The organism is Dickeya sp. CFBP 2040 (assembly GCF_012273755.1).
GTDB classification, from domain to species: domain Bacteria; phylum Pseudomonadota; class Gammaproteobacteria; order Enterobacterales; family Enterobacteriaceae; genus Dickeya; species Dickeya poaceiphila.
Genome location: NZ_JAAVXH010000025.1, coordinates 15769 through 29371, shown reverse-complemented (window position 1 = coordinate 29371; position 13603 = coordinate 15769). Strand labels below are relative to the sequence as shown.

The 13603-nt window shown below is 55.3% G+C and carries 11 protein-coding genes; 10 read left to right on the top strand and 1 reads right to left on the bottom strand.

Features of this window, described 5'->3' with window-relative positions:
• From phnP to phnD, 3 genes are all read left to right on the top strand, one after another.
• Entirely contained in the window at positions 1 to 750 is a 750-nt protein-coding gene (gene phnP / locus Dpoa2040_RS03390) for a phosphonate metabolism protein PhnP (RefSeq protein WP_168640302.1), read from the top strand.
• Positions 751 to 993: 243 nt separating this feature from the next.
• On the top strand, positions 994 to 1863 hold the full coding sequence (gene phnC / locus Dpoa2040_RS03385; RefSeq protein WP_168640301.1) for a phosphonate ABC transporter ATP-binding protein: 870 nt from the start codon (positions 994 to 996) through the stop codon (positions 1861 to 1863).
• A gap of 68 nt (positions 1864 to 1931) precedes the next feature.
• Entirely contained in the window at positions 1932 to 2864 is a 933-nt protein-coding gene (phnD, locus tag Dpoa2040_RS03380) for a phosphonate ABC transporter substrate-binding protein (RefSeq protein ID WP_168640300.1), read from the top strand.
• Here the strand turns inward: phnD and Dpoa2040_RS03375 are convergent.
• Positions 2848 to 2991, bottom strand: coding sequence for a hypothetical protein (locus Dpoa2040_RS03375; RefSeq protein WP_168640299.1), 144 nt, complete (start codon positions 2989 to 2991; stop codon positions 2848 to 2850). The genes phnD and Dpoa2040_RS03375 overlap by 17 nt on opposite strands.
• A 27-nt stretch (positions 2992 to 3018) precedes the next feature.
• Here Dpoa2040_RS03375 and phnE (Dpoa2040_RS03370) point away from each other — a divergent pair, with 27 nt between their 5' ends.
• The 7 genes from phnE (Dpoa2040_RS03370) to Dpoa2040_RS03340 all read left to right on the top strand — a co-directional run bounded on the left by phnE (Dpoa2040_RS03370) (position 3019) and on the right by Dpoa2040_RS03340 (position 13554).
• Positions 3019 to 3885, top strand: a complete 867-nt coding sequence (gene phnE / locus Dpoa2040_RS03370; RefSeq protein ID WP_210423804.1) for a phosphonate ABC transporter, permease protein PhnE — start codon at positions 3019 to 3021, stop codon at positions 3883 to 3885.
• Positions 3882 to 4778: a phosphonate ABC transporter, permease protein PhnE gene (gene phnE / locus Dpoa2040_RS03365; RefSeq protein ID WP_168640298.1), complete on the top strand. Its 897-nt coding sequence runs from the start codon at positions 3882 to 3884 to the stop codon at positions 4776 to 4778. The genes phnE (Dpoa2040_RS03370) and phnE (Dpoa2040_RS03365) overlap by 4 nt, the downstream gene beginning before the upstream one ends.
• A gap of 414 nt (positions 4779 to 5192) precedes the next feature.
• Entirely contained in the window at positions 5193 to 6572 is a 1380-nt protein-coding gene (locus Dpoa2040_RS03360) for a diaminobutyrate--2-oxoglutarate transaminase (RefSeq protein ID WP_168640297.1), read from the top strand.
• A gap of 171 nt (positions 6573 to 6743) precedes the next feature.
• Positions 6744 to 8861: a TonB-dependent receptor gene (locus tag Dpoa2040_RS03355; RefSeq protein ID WP_168640338.1), complete on the top strand. Its 2118-nt coding sequence runs from the start codon at positions 6744 to 6746 to the stop codon at positions 8859 to 8861.
• 110 nt (positions 8862 to 8971) lie between these two features.
• Positions 8972 to 10870, top strand: a complete 1899-nt coding sequence (locus tag Dpoa2040_RS03350; RefSeq protein WP_168640296.1) for an IucA/IucC family siderophore biosynthesis protein — start codon at positions 8972 to 8974, stop codon at positions 10868 to 10870.
• Positions 10863 to 12116: a type III PLP-dependent enzyme gene (locus Dpoa2040_RS03345; protein ID WP_168640295.1), complete on the top strand. Its 1254-nt coding sequence runs from the start codon at positions 10863 to 10865 to the stop codon at positions 12114 to 12116. The genes Dpoa2040_RS03350 and Dpoa2040_RS03345 overlap by 8 nt, the downstream gene beginning before the upstream one ends.
• Positions 12106 to 13554 (top strand): DHA2 family efflux MFS transporter permease subunit, encoded by a 1449-nt coding sequence (locus tag Dpoa2040_RS03340; protein ID WP_168640294.1) that lies wholly within the window; start codon positions 12106 to 12108, stop codon positions 13552 to 13554. Before Dpoa2040_RS03345 ends, Dpoa2040_RS03340 begins: the two co-directional genes overlap by 11 nt.
• Positions 13555 to 13603 lie beyond the last annotated feature (49 nt).

Below are 13603 nucleotides of genomic sequence, written 5' to 3'. Positions count from 1 at the left end.
ATGGAACTGATGTTTATGGGTACCGGCGATGCGCAGCAAGTGCCGTTGACCGGTTGCGAGTGCATGGCCTGCGAACGCGCGCGGTTGGACCCACGCTTTCGCCGCGGGCCGAGTAGCCTGTTGATACGATGCGATGGCGAGACGACGCTGCTGGACGCGGGCGTCACGCAACTGGAACAGCGCTTTGGTGTCAACGAGATTCGGCGCATCCTGCTGACGCACTATCATGTTGACCATGTGCAGGGGTTGTTTTCGCTGCGCTGGGGCATTGGTGATCGCATTCCGGTATTCGGCCCGCCGGATGAACAGGGCTGCGATGACCTGTACAACCATCCGCGTCGGCTGGATTTTCAGCCGGCGATGACGCCGTTTCAGTCGGTGGCGATGGGGGCGTTATGGGTGACGGCATTGCCGCTTAATCATTCCAAACCTACCTTTGGTTACCTGCTGGAACAAGGCAGTCACACCGTGGCTTACCTGACAGATACCTGCGGCCTGCCGGATGACACGCTGGATTTTCTGCGCGGCCAACGGCTCGACCATATGGTGATGGACTGCACCCAGCCGCCACGCGACAAGCCGCCGCTCAATCACAGTGACCTCAACACGGTGTTGCAGGTGCGTGAATGGTTGCAGCCAACACAAACCTGGCTGACCCATATCAGCCACGAAACCGATGCCTGGCTGATGCAAAACCCCCTGCCGAACGGCGTGTGCGCCGCAGTCGATGGGACGTGGATTGTTATATAGGTGAATCGTTATATAGGTGGATTGTTACATAAATTGTCAGTGCGGCTGTTGGCATGGCTGCCTGTCATCCAGCCTGAACCGTGTTGGCGTTGGCCTGCAAGGGGAGGGCTGCCTAAAGCAACGGGAATATTTGCTGACAAATCCACCGTGATGTTCATTTTCTAATCACAAGGCTGTCATCAAGTCTTCATCTGCACTGCGCTTAATAATGCCCATAGTGTTGACTAAAGCGATGATGAACCCATGGCACAGGCATTGTTGGCATCCGAAAGCGCTATTCAACTGCGCGCTTATCAAGCTTATCAACCCCAGACGCAATCACGGCTTCCTGTTTTGTCAGTGCGGCAACTGTGTAAGGCATATGCAGGCCAGCAGCAACGGGTGCTGGAGAACATCAATTTTGATTTGCACGCTGGTGAGATGGTGGCGGTAATTGGCCGTTCCGGAGCGGGTAAATCTACCTTGTTGCACGTCATGAACGGCACTATTCCTGCCAGCGAAGGGCAGATAGTCCACTATTTTGACCAGCATAATGGAGAGCAAGGCGCGGCACAGGATGTGCTGCAATTCAGTCGTCGGCAGATGCGCCGGTGGCGCAGTGAATGCGGCATGATCTTTCAGGATTTTTGTCTGGTACCGCGGCTGGATGTACTGACCAACGTACTGCTGGGGCGCCTGAGTCAGACGTCTACCCTGAAATCGTTTTTCAAGCTGTTTTCCGATGAAGATCGTGCGCACGCCATTGGTTTGCTGCAATGGATGAATCTGTTGCCACATGCCTTGCAGCGGGCGGAAAACCTCTCCGGCGGTCAGATGCAGCGTGTTGCTATCTGTCGCGCGCTGATGCAGAACCCCAAAATCCTGCTGGCCGACGAGCCAGTCGCCTCGCTCGACCCGAAAAATACCCGCCGCATCATGGATGTGTTGCGACAGGTGAGCGACAACGGTATCACCGTGGTAGTGAACCTGCATTCGGTCGAATTGGTAAAAGAATACTGCTCCAGAGCCATTGGCATCGCCCAGGGGCGCATTGTGTTTGACGGTCCGCCGTCAGCCTTGACAGACGGTTTGCTGTGCACCCTGTATGGCGACGATCTGCAACCGGTTCATTAATTCCCTGTTTGACATCGCATTACTACATATCACACCACCCTGGCATGACGAGAAAATAGGCAAAACTGATGAAGAAAACCTTTACGTTGACCACGTTGCTGGCAAGTGCGGTAGTGTCCGCCAGCGTATTCGCCGCACAAACCCCGAAAACGCTAAACCTGGGCATTCTTGGTGGGCAGAACGCCACCCAACAAATTGGCGATAACCAGTGCGTCAAACAATTTTTCGATAAAGAACTGAATGTCGATACTCAACTGCGCAACTCCTCCGATTACGCCGGTGTGATTCAGGGGCTGCTGGGTAAGAAGATTGATCTGGTACTGAGCATGTCGCCGTCGTCGTATGCCTCGGTATATATCAAGGACCCCAACGCGGTGGATGTGGTCGGCATCGTGGTGGATGACGCTGATCAGTCGCGCGGTTATCACTCGGTGGTGGTGGTCAAGGCCGATAGCCCGTACCAAAAGCTGGAAGATCTGAAAGGCAAAGCGTTCGGTTTCGCCGACCCGGATTCCACCTCCGGTTACCTGATTCCTAATCAGGCGTTTAAACAGCAATTCGGCGGCAGCGTTGATAACAAGTACAACAACTTCTTCTCCAGTGTCACCTTCTCCGGCGGGCATGAACAGGACATCCTCGGCGTGCTGAACGGTCAGTTTGACGGCGCGGTGACCTGGGCGTCGATGATTGGCGACTACAATACCGGCTACACCAGCGGCGCGTTTGGTCGTTTGATTCGAATGGACCACCCGGACCTGATGAAGCAGATTCGCATCATCTGGCAATCATCGTTGATCCCGAACGGTCCGATTCTGGTGAGTAATGCTTTGCCGGCTGATTTTAAAGCGAAATTGATTAGTGCAGTGAAGAAGCTGGATACAGAAGACCACGCGTGCTTTATCAAGGCGGTGGGAGGTAAACAGCACATCGGCCCGGCCAGTGTGGATGACTATAAAACCATTATCGCTATGAAGCGTGAACTGATCAAAGGCAACCGCTAAGGCTATTGCGCCGGGTCATCAACCCCGGCCTTGCCTGAAATGGCGGTGCATAACGGCGTAACGTTGACGGACGGCAACACAGGCAGGATGCCTCTTTTTCGATTCGTTGCGTCGCCAGCCGACTCATCGTTTTTCCACCATCCAGACCAAACTCATGCTGAACCCTGATTTTGAACGCTATTACCGGCGCATACGCACGCAGCAAAAGCGCGAGTCACTGATATGGACGCTGGCGCTGGTCGTGCTGTACGTCGGCGCAGGCAAACTGTCTGAATTCAATCTGCATACCTTGTGGGCGTCATTCCCTCATTTCTTCGACTATCTGGCCGAGACGCTGCCGGTGCTGCACTGGCGACTGCTACTTGCTGACGGTCATACCGAAGGGTCGCTGGCATATTGGGGTTATCGTTTGTCTATTCAGCTACCGTTGATTTGGGAAACGCTCAATCTGGCGCTGGCGGCAACGGTGTTGTCAGTAGCTGCATCGGTGGTGCTGGGCTTTCTGGCGGCAGACAATACGCTCAGTCCACCGGGCATCCGCTTCGCCATTCGTGCGCTGGTGGCGTTTTTGCGCACCATGCCGGAGCTGGCGTGGGCGGTGATGTTTGTGATGGCCTTCGGCATCGGTGTGATTCCTGGCTTTCTGGCGCTGGCGCTGCACACCATCGGCAGCCTGACCAAACTGTTTTATGAAGCTATCGAAACCGCATCGGAACGGCCAGTACGTGGGCTGGCCGCCTGTGGCGCCAGTGTGTTGCAGCGTATGCGTTTCGGGCTGTGGCCGCAGGTCAAGCCTGTCGTGCTGTCTTACAGCTTTATGCGGCTGGAAATTAATTTTCGCCAATCCACCATTCTTGGGCTGGTGGGTGCCGGGGGAATCGGGCAGGAACTGATGACCAATATCAAGCTGGATCGCTACGATCAGGTCAGTATCACCATGTTGCTAATCATCGTGGTAGTGTCGATTCTGGATGCGGTGTCTGGTTGGCTGCGGCAGCAGGTTGTGGAGGGCAGCAAATGAACATCAATTCGCTGGTGGCCGTGGATGTCGCCACCATGAAACAGCAATACCCGGCGTTGTTCAGCCAGCAACGTCGCTATGTATGGCGCATCGGGCTGATAGCGGCTGCGGTGCTGTTTTACTATCTGGCATTTCTGATGTTTTTTGGTATCCGCATTGACCAGTGGCTACACGGTTTTGGTGAACTGGGACGCTATTTTCTGCGTATGTTCGTATGGCACGATTTTCTCAACTGGCCATTGGGTTATTACCTGTCGCAGGTGTTTATCACCATCGCTATTGTGTTTGCCGGTACGCTGACCGCCACGCTGGTGGCATTGCCGTTGTCATTTCTGGCGGCGCGCAACGTGATGCACGCGCCACTGTTGCGGCCTGTCGCGTTGCTGGTGCGCCGTTTGCTGGATATTTTGCGTGGCATCGACATGGCGATTTGGGGGTTGATCTTTGTACGTGCGGTGGGGATGGGACCGCTGTCCGGCGCGCTGGCGATCCTGATGCAGGACGCCGGCCTGCTCGGCAAGCTCTATGCTGAAGGGCACGAAGCGGTGGAACGATCACCCAGCCGCGGGCTTGACGCCGTTGGCGCCAACAGCCTGCAAAAGCACCGTTTCGGCATTTTTACTCAGTCGTTCCCGACCTTTCTGGCGCTCAGCCTGTACCAAATGGAGTCGAACGTGCGCTCAGCCGCGGTGCTGGGGTTTGTGGGCGCAGGGGGGATCGGGCTGGTGTACGCGGAAAATATGCGATTATGGAACTGGGACGTGGTGATGTTTATCACCCTGATTCTGGTGGTGGTGGTGATGCTGATGGATGTGCTGTCTGCCCATTTGCGCCGGCGTTATATCATCGGTAAGCCGTTGCCGCTGTTTGAGCCGGAATCGCCAACACGCTGAAATAATCCCTGTTAGTTTGCTATAAAGCCGATTTTCCTGCGGGGGGATTGGCTTTTTTATGATCAGAAAAATGTGGGGTTTTAGTAATGAAAAGTGATAGTTGGCGGTATTTTTACAAATTTTAACAGCAATATATTGCCTGATTGCGCTGAGATCGCTTTGTGTAGTAAATGATGAATTTTGCCTGATGGTTTTTTGTGATCTTTATCACAAAAATGAATTTTCATCCTGTCATAACTTTTCCCGCTTTTTTATGCCAGCCAACGCTAAAAGTCCTCTTGCCGCCGATAGTTAATTAGCATTCTTTCAGTAAATGTAAGGATTTGGTTATAAAAAACGTCATTTAAATAACACTTGAGCATCATCACCGTTAATGATAATCATTGCTATTATCAATATCACAGGAGTGAGGCGATGGCAGAAACACAATTGGTGGTTAGGGAGCTGGTGCAGAGAACCAATGCGGATTATCTCGAACGACAGGAATGGTTTGAATCCAACGTGCGCAGTTATCCGCGCAAACTGCCGCTGGTGATTCAGCAAGCGCAAGGCGTGTGGGTAACAGACGTAGACGGCAACGCATATCTGGATTGTCTGGCAGGTGCAGGCACGCTGGCGCTGGGGCATAACCATCCAGAGGTGGTTGCCAGTATTCAGACGTTTCTGGCATCTGGCCTGCCGATGCATACGCTGGATCTCACCACGCCGTTGAAAGATGCTTTCTGCGAAACCCTGCTGGCGCAACTGCCTGGCGGCGAGAACCGATATTGCCTGCAGTTTTGCGGCCCGTCGGGGGCGGATGCGGTTGAAGCCGCGTTGAAGCTGGCGAAAACCTATACCGGTCGTGGCGGCATTATCAGCTTCTCCGGCGGTTACCACGGCATGACCCACGGCGCGTTGGCTGTGACTGGCAATACCGGCCCTAAAGATGCAGTGCAGAATCTGATGCCCGGCGTCCAGTTCCTGCCTTATCCCCATGAATACCGCTGCCCGCTGGGGCTTGGCGGTGACGCAGGGGTAGCAGCGTTGAGTCATTATTTCACCGCGTTTATTGAAGATGTTGAGCGCGGTATGTCGCTGCCGGCTGCGGTGATTGTCGAAGCGGTGCAAGGCGAGGGCGGCGTCAACCCGGCACCTGCTAGCTGGTTGCAAACGTTGCGTGAAGTGACGCGTCGCCATGGCATTTTGCTGATTCTTGACGAGGTGCAGGCAGGGTTCGCCCGTACCGGCAGCATGTTCGCTTTCGAACAGGCTGGCATTGAGCCGGACATCGTCGTAATGTCGAAAGCGGTAGGCGGCGGCTTGCCCATGGCGGTGCTGGGCATTCGGCGCGAATTTGATGTCTGGAAGCCGGGCACTCACACCGGCACTTTCCGCGGCAACCAAATGGCCATGGCTACCGGCAAGACCACTATCGATATTCTGCTGCGTGACAAGCTGGCTGAGCAGGCAGCGGTCCGTGGTGACTGGCTAAAGCAACAGTTTACGCAACTGCAGACGCGTTTTCCTTGTCTGGGGCAGGTGCGCGGTCGTGGTCTGATGCTCGGCATTGAAATCGTGGATGAGCGTCAGCCAATACAGGCGGGCGGCGGTTATCCGCTGGATGCCGAACTGGCGATGGCTATCCAACAACACTGTTTCCGTCAGGGACTGCTGCTGGAACGAGGCGGACGACAAGGCAACGTGATCAGGTTGTTGCCACCGTTGATTATCACCGAGGAGCAATGCCGCAGCGTAGTGATGCGATTCGAACAGGCGCTAATTGAAGCAGTGCCAAAATTCCGACGTCGGTAAGCAGGCGATGTGTTTCCCGTAATCGTCTTGATAGCGAATAAAAATAACAGCAACCGGGTTATCGGCGTAATTACGGTTATCACTCAAAACGGAAAAAATAACATTAATGATCTGTGCTGGCGGAGAATGCCAGTGTCTATTTTCTGGGAAAATAATAATGAGGTTGCAGGAATGAAAGTGCGGGCATTATATGCGTTGACGCCATTGTTTTTATTTGCACAGGCTGACGCAGCAGATAATACAAACAAAAATGAAAACGAAATGGTAGTGACGGCATCCCGAACAGATACCGAGAAAAAAGATTCGCCTCAGGTCGTGACGATTATTACCAAAGAACAGATCGACCAGCAGCGACAAATTACCAGTGATTCTTCCCAGATATTAAGTAATTTATTGCCGGCAATGGCGCCGAGCCGTCAGAAAATGAGTGGCAGCGGTGAAACTTTCCGTGGTCGCGCGCCGTTGATTCTGGTGGATGGTATTCCACAATCTAACCCATTGCGCCCCACCGGGCGCGAAATGCACACCATTGATTTTGCTATGGTGGACCACATCGAAGTGATTCACGGTGCCAGCGCCAGTAATGGCATCGGTGCGACCGGCGGCGTTATCAATATTATTACCCGTCGCCCGGAGCCAGGCTCGTTTAATCAGCATTTCAGCGTCGAGGCGACATCGCCAACCTCCAGACTGGATGGCGATACCATGAGCTATAAAACCACCTATGGGTTCAGTGGCCGTGAAGAGTATCTGGATTATCTGTTTTCAGTCAGTTATGAAGATCAGGGGCTGTTTCTTGATGGGAAAAATCGGCCTATCGGGGTTGATAATACTCAGGGCGATCTGATGGATTCCCGTGCCTATGATGTGATGGCGAAAGTCGGGTACTGGCTGGATAACGACCAGCGGGTACAGTTGAGCCTTAACCGTTATCAGATCAAGGGCAAAATGGACTATCTGGGGATCGCAGGCGACCGCAATAACGGCATCCCGACTACCTCAGTATCCGGGCGCCCGGTTGGCGATGCGCCGATGAACAGCGTCTGGACCACCAGCGCCACCTACGATAACTACAATCTGGCGGGTATGAAGTTCAGTTCACTGGCTTACTACCAGAATTATGAGTCGTTATTTGGTGCGGATACTTCCGATTCTTTTCAGGATGTTAGCCTCGCTCCGCTCAAGCGTCTGTATGACCAGTCTCGCGTAACGTCCAGCCGTTACGGCACAAAAGTAACGTTGACCAAAGACGATATCTGGGACGATTACCTGAAAGCGACCGTGGGCTTCGATACCCTGTTTGATACCGGCAAGCAGGATTTATGGTTGACTCAGCGCATCTATGCGCCTGAGATGAAGTACACCGATCTGTCGCCGTTTATGCAGTGGGACATTAAACCGGTGGATTCGTTGAAAATCACCACCGGAGTACGTTATGAGTATGCGCGTCTGGATATCGACAGCTTCCGTACCGTGGCGGCCAGTACCATAGAAAAATCTAATAACAGCGCGGATGTGCAGGGCGGTCGCTTGAGTTTCAACAAGACGCTGTATAACGTCGGTGCGGTGTGGACCACGCCTTATCAGCCGCTAAGTCTGTTTGCCAACTACTCGCAGGGCTTCGGCATTCCCGATGTGGGTCGCACCTTGCGCGAGATTAAAATCCCTAATCAGTCGGTCAACATGTTGCTGCTGGAACCGATTGTGACGGATAACGTTGAAACCGGCTTCCGTATCCAGAAAGACCCGGTGGAGTTTGAACTGAGTTACTATCGCTCGACATCCAAGCTGGGCGAACGCGTAGAGGATGTGAACGGCACCTTCCAGAGCAAGCGTCAGAAAACCCGTATCGACGGTATCGAAACCTCATTGGGTTACAAAGTGAATGACGATCACCGCCTGAAAGTCGGTTATTCCCATATTCAGGGGTGGTTCGACAGCGATGGCAACGGCAGTCTCGATGGCAAGCTGGACGGGTTGAATATTCCGCCGGATCGCCTGACCGCCAGTTGGTCTGCGAATTGGACGCCGCAGTGGTCTTCCTTTATTCAGGCCAATTACGCCTTCGACAGAATTATGGATAAGCGTCAGCAGGACTTTAACGGTTATTTACTGGTGGATGCCGCCGTCGGTTATAAGTTACCGAAAGGAAAAGTTAGTTTATCGGTCGCTAACTTATTAGATAAACAGTACATCACCTATTACTCACAGAGTGCGAGTACGGTTCCATTACGTTATTTCTCCGGTCGGGGAAGAACCGTGACATTAGGCTATAGCGTTGACTTCTGATTACTGTCCCGCCGAAAGGCGGGTCTATTTTCAATTAATTAACCAGGATAAGTAACCTTCACCACGTATATAACCCTCCACCGGTCGATAGTTATTCTTACGGAGCAGAGATGAACAACCGAAATCATGATGTTTTGTCCAGAATGATAAGCGAAAAAGCAGCCCTGCATGGGTTACTGAATTGTCTTATCAAAGAATTCGCCATACCGGAAGGGTATTTGCGATATGAATGGCCAGACGAAATGAAAGGGATTCCGCCGGGGGCCTATTTTGATGGTGCAGACTGGAAGGGCATTCCGATGATTATTGGTTTGCCCAATCAACTGCAACTGTTTGTCATGGTGGACCGCTGCGACACCTTCGGCAGCCAGCATTACCTGTCTGATGTCTATTTGCGTCAGGCGCAGGATGACTGGCAATGCCCCGGTTTCGGCAGTCTGGTTGCACGTTTGCTGGCGGCGTGCGAGCACATCGCCGGGAGAAAAAACCCGGAGCTGTACGAACAGATTCTCCAGAGCCAGCAACTGGTTAGCGCCATTGTCAGCCACAATGGCAGTACGTGTACTGACATGCCGCTGCAGCACTATTTGCACAGCGAACAGGGATTGTGGTTTGGCCACCCCAGCCATCCTGCGCCGAAGGCGCGTTTGTGGCCGGCGCATCTCGGCCAGACGCAGTGGGCGCCGGAGTTTCAGGCTCGCGCGGCGTTGCACCTGTTCGAAGTTCCGCTTGACGGGTTGCATATCGGTGCCAACGGCCTGACGCCGCAACAGGTGCTGGAGGGGTTTGCCGACCAGCATTCAGCATCGCCTGGGCACGCCATCATCTGTATGCATCCGGTACAGGCGCAGCTATTTATGCAAGATGCGCGCGTACAGCAATTACTGAGCGATAGCATCATCCGTGATTTGGGGCAAAACGGACGCGTCGCCAGCCCGACGGCCTCTATTCGCACCTGGTTTATCGATGGTCACGATTACTTTATTAAAGGCTCGCTGAATGTTCGCATTACCAACTGCGTGCGTAAAAACGCCTGGTATGAACTGGAAAGCACGGTGCTGATCGACCGCCTGTTCCGGCAGTTGCTAACGCATCACGCCGACACGCTGGGCGGGTTGGCGGCGGCGGCTGAACCCGGCGTGGTGAGCTGGAGTCCGGCCAATGCCAGCGAGTCGGACCAGCACTGGTTCCGCGAGCAGACCGGCGGCATCCTGCGTGAGAATTTCTGTCGCCGCACCGGTGCAGAATGCAGCATCATGGCCGGTACATTGTTTGCCCGCGGCGTGGATTTACAGCCGATGATCCAAACCTTCCTGCGCACACACTATGGTGAGGTGCTGGATGACGCTGCGTTGCTGTGCTGGTTTGATGAGTATCAGACGCGGCTGCTGCGCCCGGTGCTGTCGCTGTTCTTCAATCACGGCGTGGTGATGGAACCCCATCTGCAAAACAGTGTGCTGGTGCATCAACACGGGCTGCCGCAGCAGGTGTTGTTGCGTGATTTTGAAGGCGTGAAGCTGACCGACGACCTCGGCATCCGCCATATCGGCGACGAGGTGCACCCACGCGTGCGTCAGTCGTTGTTGTACTCGCGTGAGCAGGGCTGGAATCGCATCATGTACTGCCTGTTTATTAACCACCTGTCTGAAGCCATTCTGGCCTTGAGTCACAGACGTGCGCATCTGGCGCCGTTGATGTGGCAACGGGTGCAGCAGCAACTGCGTGCTATTCAGGCTGAACTGAAACAACCTGCGCCGGAACTGGAGGCGTTGATCGCCGGTCAGCCGGTGGCGTGTAAAACCAATCTCAAGGTCCGACTGGCGGCAGAAGCTGATCGTCAGGCCAGCTATGTTCGCTTGCCGTCTCCCTGGGGCAGCGCGGCTCAGCATAACAGTACGGTTCAGCATAGCAGCGCGGTCCAGAACAGCAGCGGCATAGCGCATGGCGAGGTTCGGCAGCACGCGGTACGGCATAGTGAGGTGCAACATAGCGAGGTGCAGCATGGCTAAGTTGCCCCAGCACGTTTACGAGGTGATTGTTCACCTGCAACAGCAACAGGCCGACCCGCTGGCCGCATTTGTGTATGACCTGACTGCGCTGCGCCAGCACGTCAGCGAGGTGATGGCGGCATTGCCGCCGGGTGTCGAACTCTATTACGCCATCAAAGCCAACAGCGAAAAACCGATTCTGGATGCGATTGCACCGCTGGTGCACGGGTTTGAAATTTCGTCGGGTGGCGAAATCGACCGCGTGGCCGGTTGTGCCACGCGCAAACCTTTCGTGTTCTCCGGGCCGGGCAAACTGGACTCGGATTTCGATCTGGCGCTGCAACAGGGCGTGGAAGCCATGCATGTAGAAAGCCGCCATGAGATTGCCCGCCTGCAACAGCGGGCGAAGCAGCATGGCGTGCTCCAGCCGGTGTTCATCCGCATCAATCCGGAACTGGCCTCGTCGCTGACCAGTAAACTGGCGATGGCTGGCACGCCGACGCCGTTCGGTATCGACGAAGCCGACCTGGCGGACGCGGTGCGCGATGTGGATAACGCCAGTCATCTGCAACTGAAAGGGTTCCATGTCCATGCCATGTCACACCAGATGAGCGTGGATCGCCATCAACAACTGCTGGATCTGTATCTGACACGCTGGCCGCAATGGAAAGCGTTGTCCGCGTATCCACAGCATATTACCCATATGAACGTAGGCGGCGGCATCGGCGTGCCGTACCTGACGCCATCGCGTTTCGACTGGCCGGCACTGTGCGATTACCTGCAGACGCGGCTGGCGCAACAACCCGATGCGCCGGTAGTCCGTTTTGAACCGGGGCGTTTCATCAGCGCCTACTGTGGTTATTACGCCATCGAGGTGCTGGATAAAAAGCGCAGCCACGGTAAACATTTTCTGGTTTGCCGCGGCGGTACCCATCAGTTCCGCCTGCCGGTAGCGCAAGGTCACGACCATCCGATTATTCACCTGCCACTGGGGTCAGCGCTGGCAACGGGGGAGACGTGCGACTGGACGGTGGTCGGCCAATTGTGCACGCCGAAAGATGTGCTCAGCCGCGATCAGCGTCTGACCGACGTCAACATCGGGGATCTGCTGGTGCTGCCGCTGGCAGGCGCCTACGGCTACAACATTTCTCATGCTGATTTCCTGTGTCATCCGCGCCCTGTGCAATATTTCATCACTGACGAAGGCGTTATCACGGCGAACGGCACCAGCATGGATGTAACCGGAGCGGTGTGCCGTGTCTCATAGCGTCGTACCCCGCTGGCTGGTGGTGGTGAATGTGCTGCTCGGCACGACTACCGTCAGCCTGAATAACAGTTCGCTGAATCCGGCGTTGCCTGCATTTATTGAGGTGTTTCACATCGGGCCGTTGCTGGCTACCTGGATCGTCGCGGCGTTCATGGTCAGCATGGGGATGACCATGCCGCTGACGGGGTATCTCGGTCACCGGCTGGGCAATAAACCGCTCTACCTGCTGGGTGTGGCGCTGTTTATCACCGGTTCGCTGCTGGGCGCGCTGGCGGATTCCATCTCGCTGGTGATCGCCGCCCGTACGGTGCAGGGCATCGCCAGCGGGTTGATGATCCCGCTGTCGCTGACGCTGATTTTTTCGGTGTACCCCAAACAGGAACGCGGCGGCATTACCGGCGTCTGGGGCGCCATCGTGATGCTGGCTCCAGCGCTGGGACCGCTGTGCGGCGGCATTATGCTGGAGTGGTTTAGCTGGCGGGCGCTGTTCGCCATGAACATTCCTGTTGGTGCGCTGGCGCTGTTGATGGGGCTGGTGGTATTGCCGAAAACCGCACCGGGTGGGCCTAAACCGTTCGATCTGACCGGCTATCTGCTGGTGTCCGCCGGTATTGGTTTGCTGATGGTGGCAACCGGGCGATTGCACCATGCCGCCGCACTGGTGAATCCGCTCAACCTGCTGATGCTGCTGGTAGCCGTGGTGTGCCTGGCGGCATTTGTCCGTGTCGAACTGCGCAAGCGCGAGCCGCTGCTCAATCTGCGTATTTTTCAACTGCACGGCTATCGGTTGAGCGTGGTGATTGCGGTAGTGCAGTCGGTCGGGATGTTCGAATGTCTGGTGCTGTTGCCGATGCTGGTGCAGATGGTAATGGGTTACAGCGCGCTCTGGACCGGGCTGGCGCTATTGTGCACGGCGTTGTTTGCCAGCCTGTTCGGCAAAGTTGGCGGCAACCTGCTTGATCGCCACGGTCCGGCGCGGGTAGTGGGCGCCGGAGTATTACTGACCGCGCTGGCGACTGTCGGATTAGGCGCCGCGGGCGTGCAGACGTCAATTGGCGCGGTGTTCGGCTGGATGATGCTACGCGGCGTCGGGCTGGGGTTGTCCTACATGCCGGTCACCACCGCCGGGCTGAATGTATTGCCGGAATCGCTGGTCACACAGGGGGCTGCCATGAACAACATCTCGCGTCGGCTGGTGTCGTCGCTGGCGATTGTGGTGGCCTCGCTGTACCTCGAATTCCGGCTGGCGGACAGTGGGCTGGCGTACGACGTGGTGCGCGCTTCGGCCATCAGCGAAACCTTTATCGCCACTGGTGTGTTGATCATGCTGGCGCTGCCGTGCGCCTTGCGTTTTCCCTCGGTGAGCGATGATGCCGCAGCGAATGCCCTGTTGGCTGGCGCATCAGCATCGCAGGTGGGTATGCGGGAACCGCGCTAAGGCGTGGTTGATGACTGCAACGTTATTTTTTACTGAATAAGGTTAAGAG

Excerpts from the sequence above, each read along its gene's own strand:
- phnP (WP_168640302.1), top strand. The coding sequence starts at position 1 with ATGGAACTGATGTTTATGGGTACCGGCGATGCGCAGCAAGTGCCGTTG.
- Dpoa2040_RS03350 (WP_168640296.1), top strand. The coding sequence starts at position 8,972 with ATGAACAACCGAAATCATGATGTTTTGTCCAGAATGATAAGCGAAAAA.
- Dpoa2040_RS03375 (WP_168640299.1), bottom strand. The coding sequence starts at position 2,991 with ATGAGTCGGCTGGCGACGCAACGAATCGAAAAAGAGGCATCCTGCCTG.
- phnC (WP_168640301.1), top strand. The coding sequence starts at position 994 with ATGGCACAGGCATTGTTGGCATCCGAAAGCGCTATTCAACTGCGCGCT.
- phnE (WP_210423804.1), top strand. The coding sequence starts at position 3,019 with ATGCTGAACCCTGATTTTGAACGCTATTACCGGCGCATACGCACGCAG.
- Dpoa2040_RS03355 (WP_168640338.1), top strand. The coding sequence starts at position 6,744 with ATGAAAGTGCGGGCATTATATGCGTTGACGCCATTGTTTTTATTTGCA.
- phnE (WP_168640298.1), top strand. The coding sequence starts at position 3,882 with ATGAACATCAATTCGCTGGTGGCCGTGGATGTCGCCACCATGAAACAG.
- phnD (WP_168640300.1), top strand. The coding sequence starts at position 1,932 with ATGAAGAAAACCTTTACGTTGACCACGTTGCTGGCAAGTGCGGTAGTG.
- Dpoa2040_RS03345 (WP_168640295.1), top strand. The coding sequence starts at position 10,863 with ATGGCTAAGTTGCCCCAGCACGTTTACGAGGTGATTGTTCACCTGCAA.
- Dpoa2040_RS03360 (WP_168640297.1), top strand. The coding sequence starts at position 5,193 with ATGGCAGAAACACAATTGGTGGTTAGGGAGCTGGTGCAGAGAACCAAT.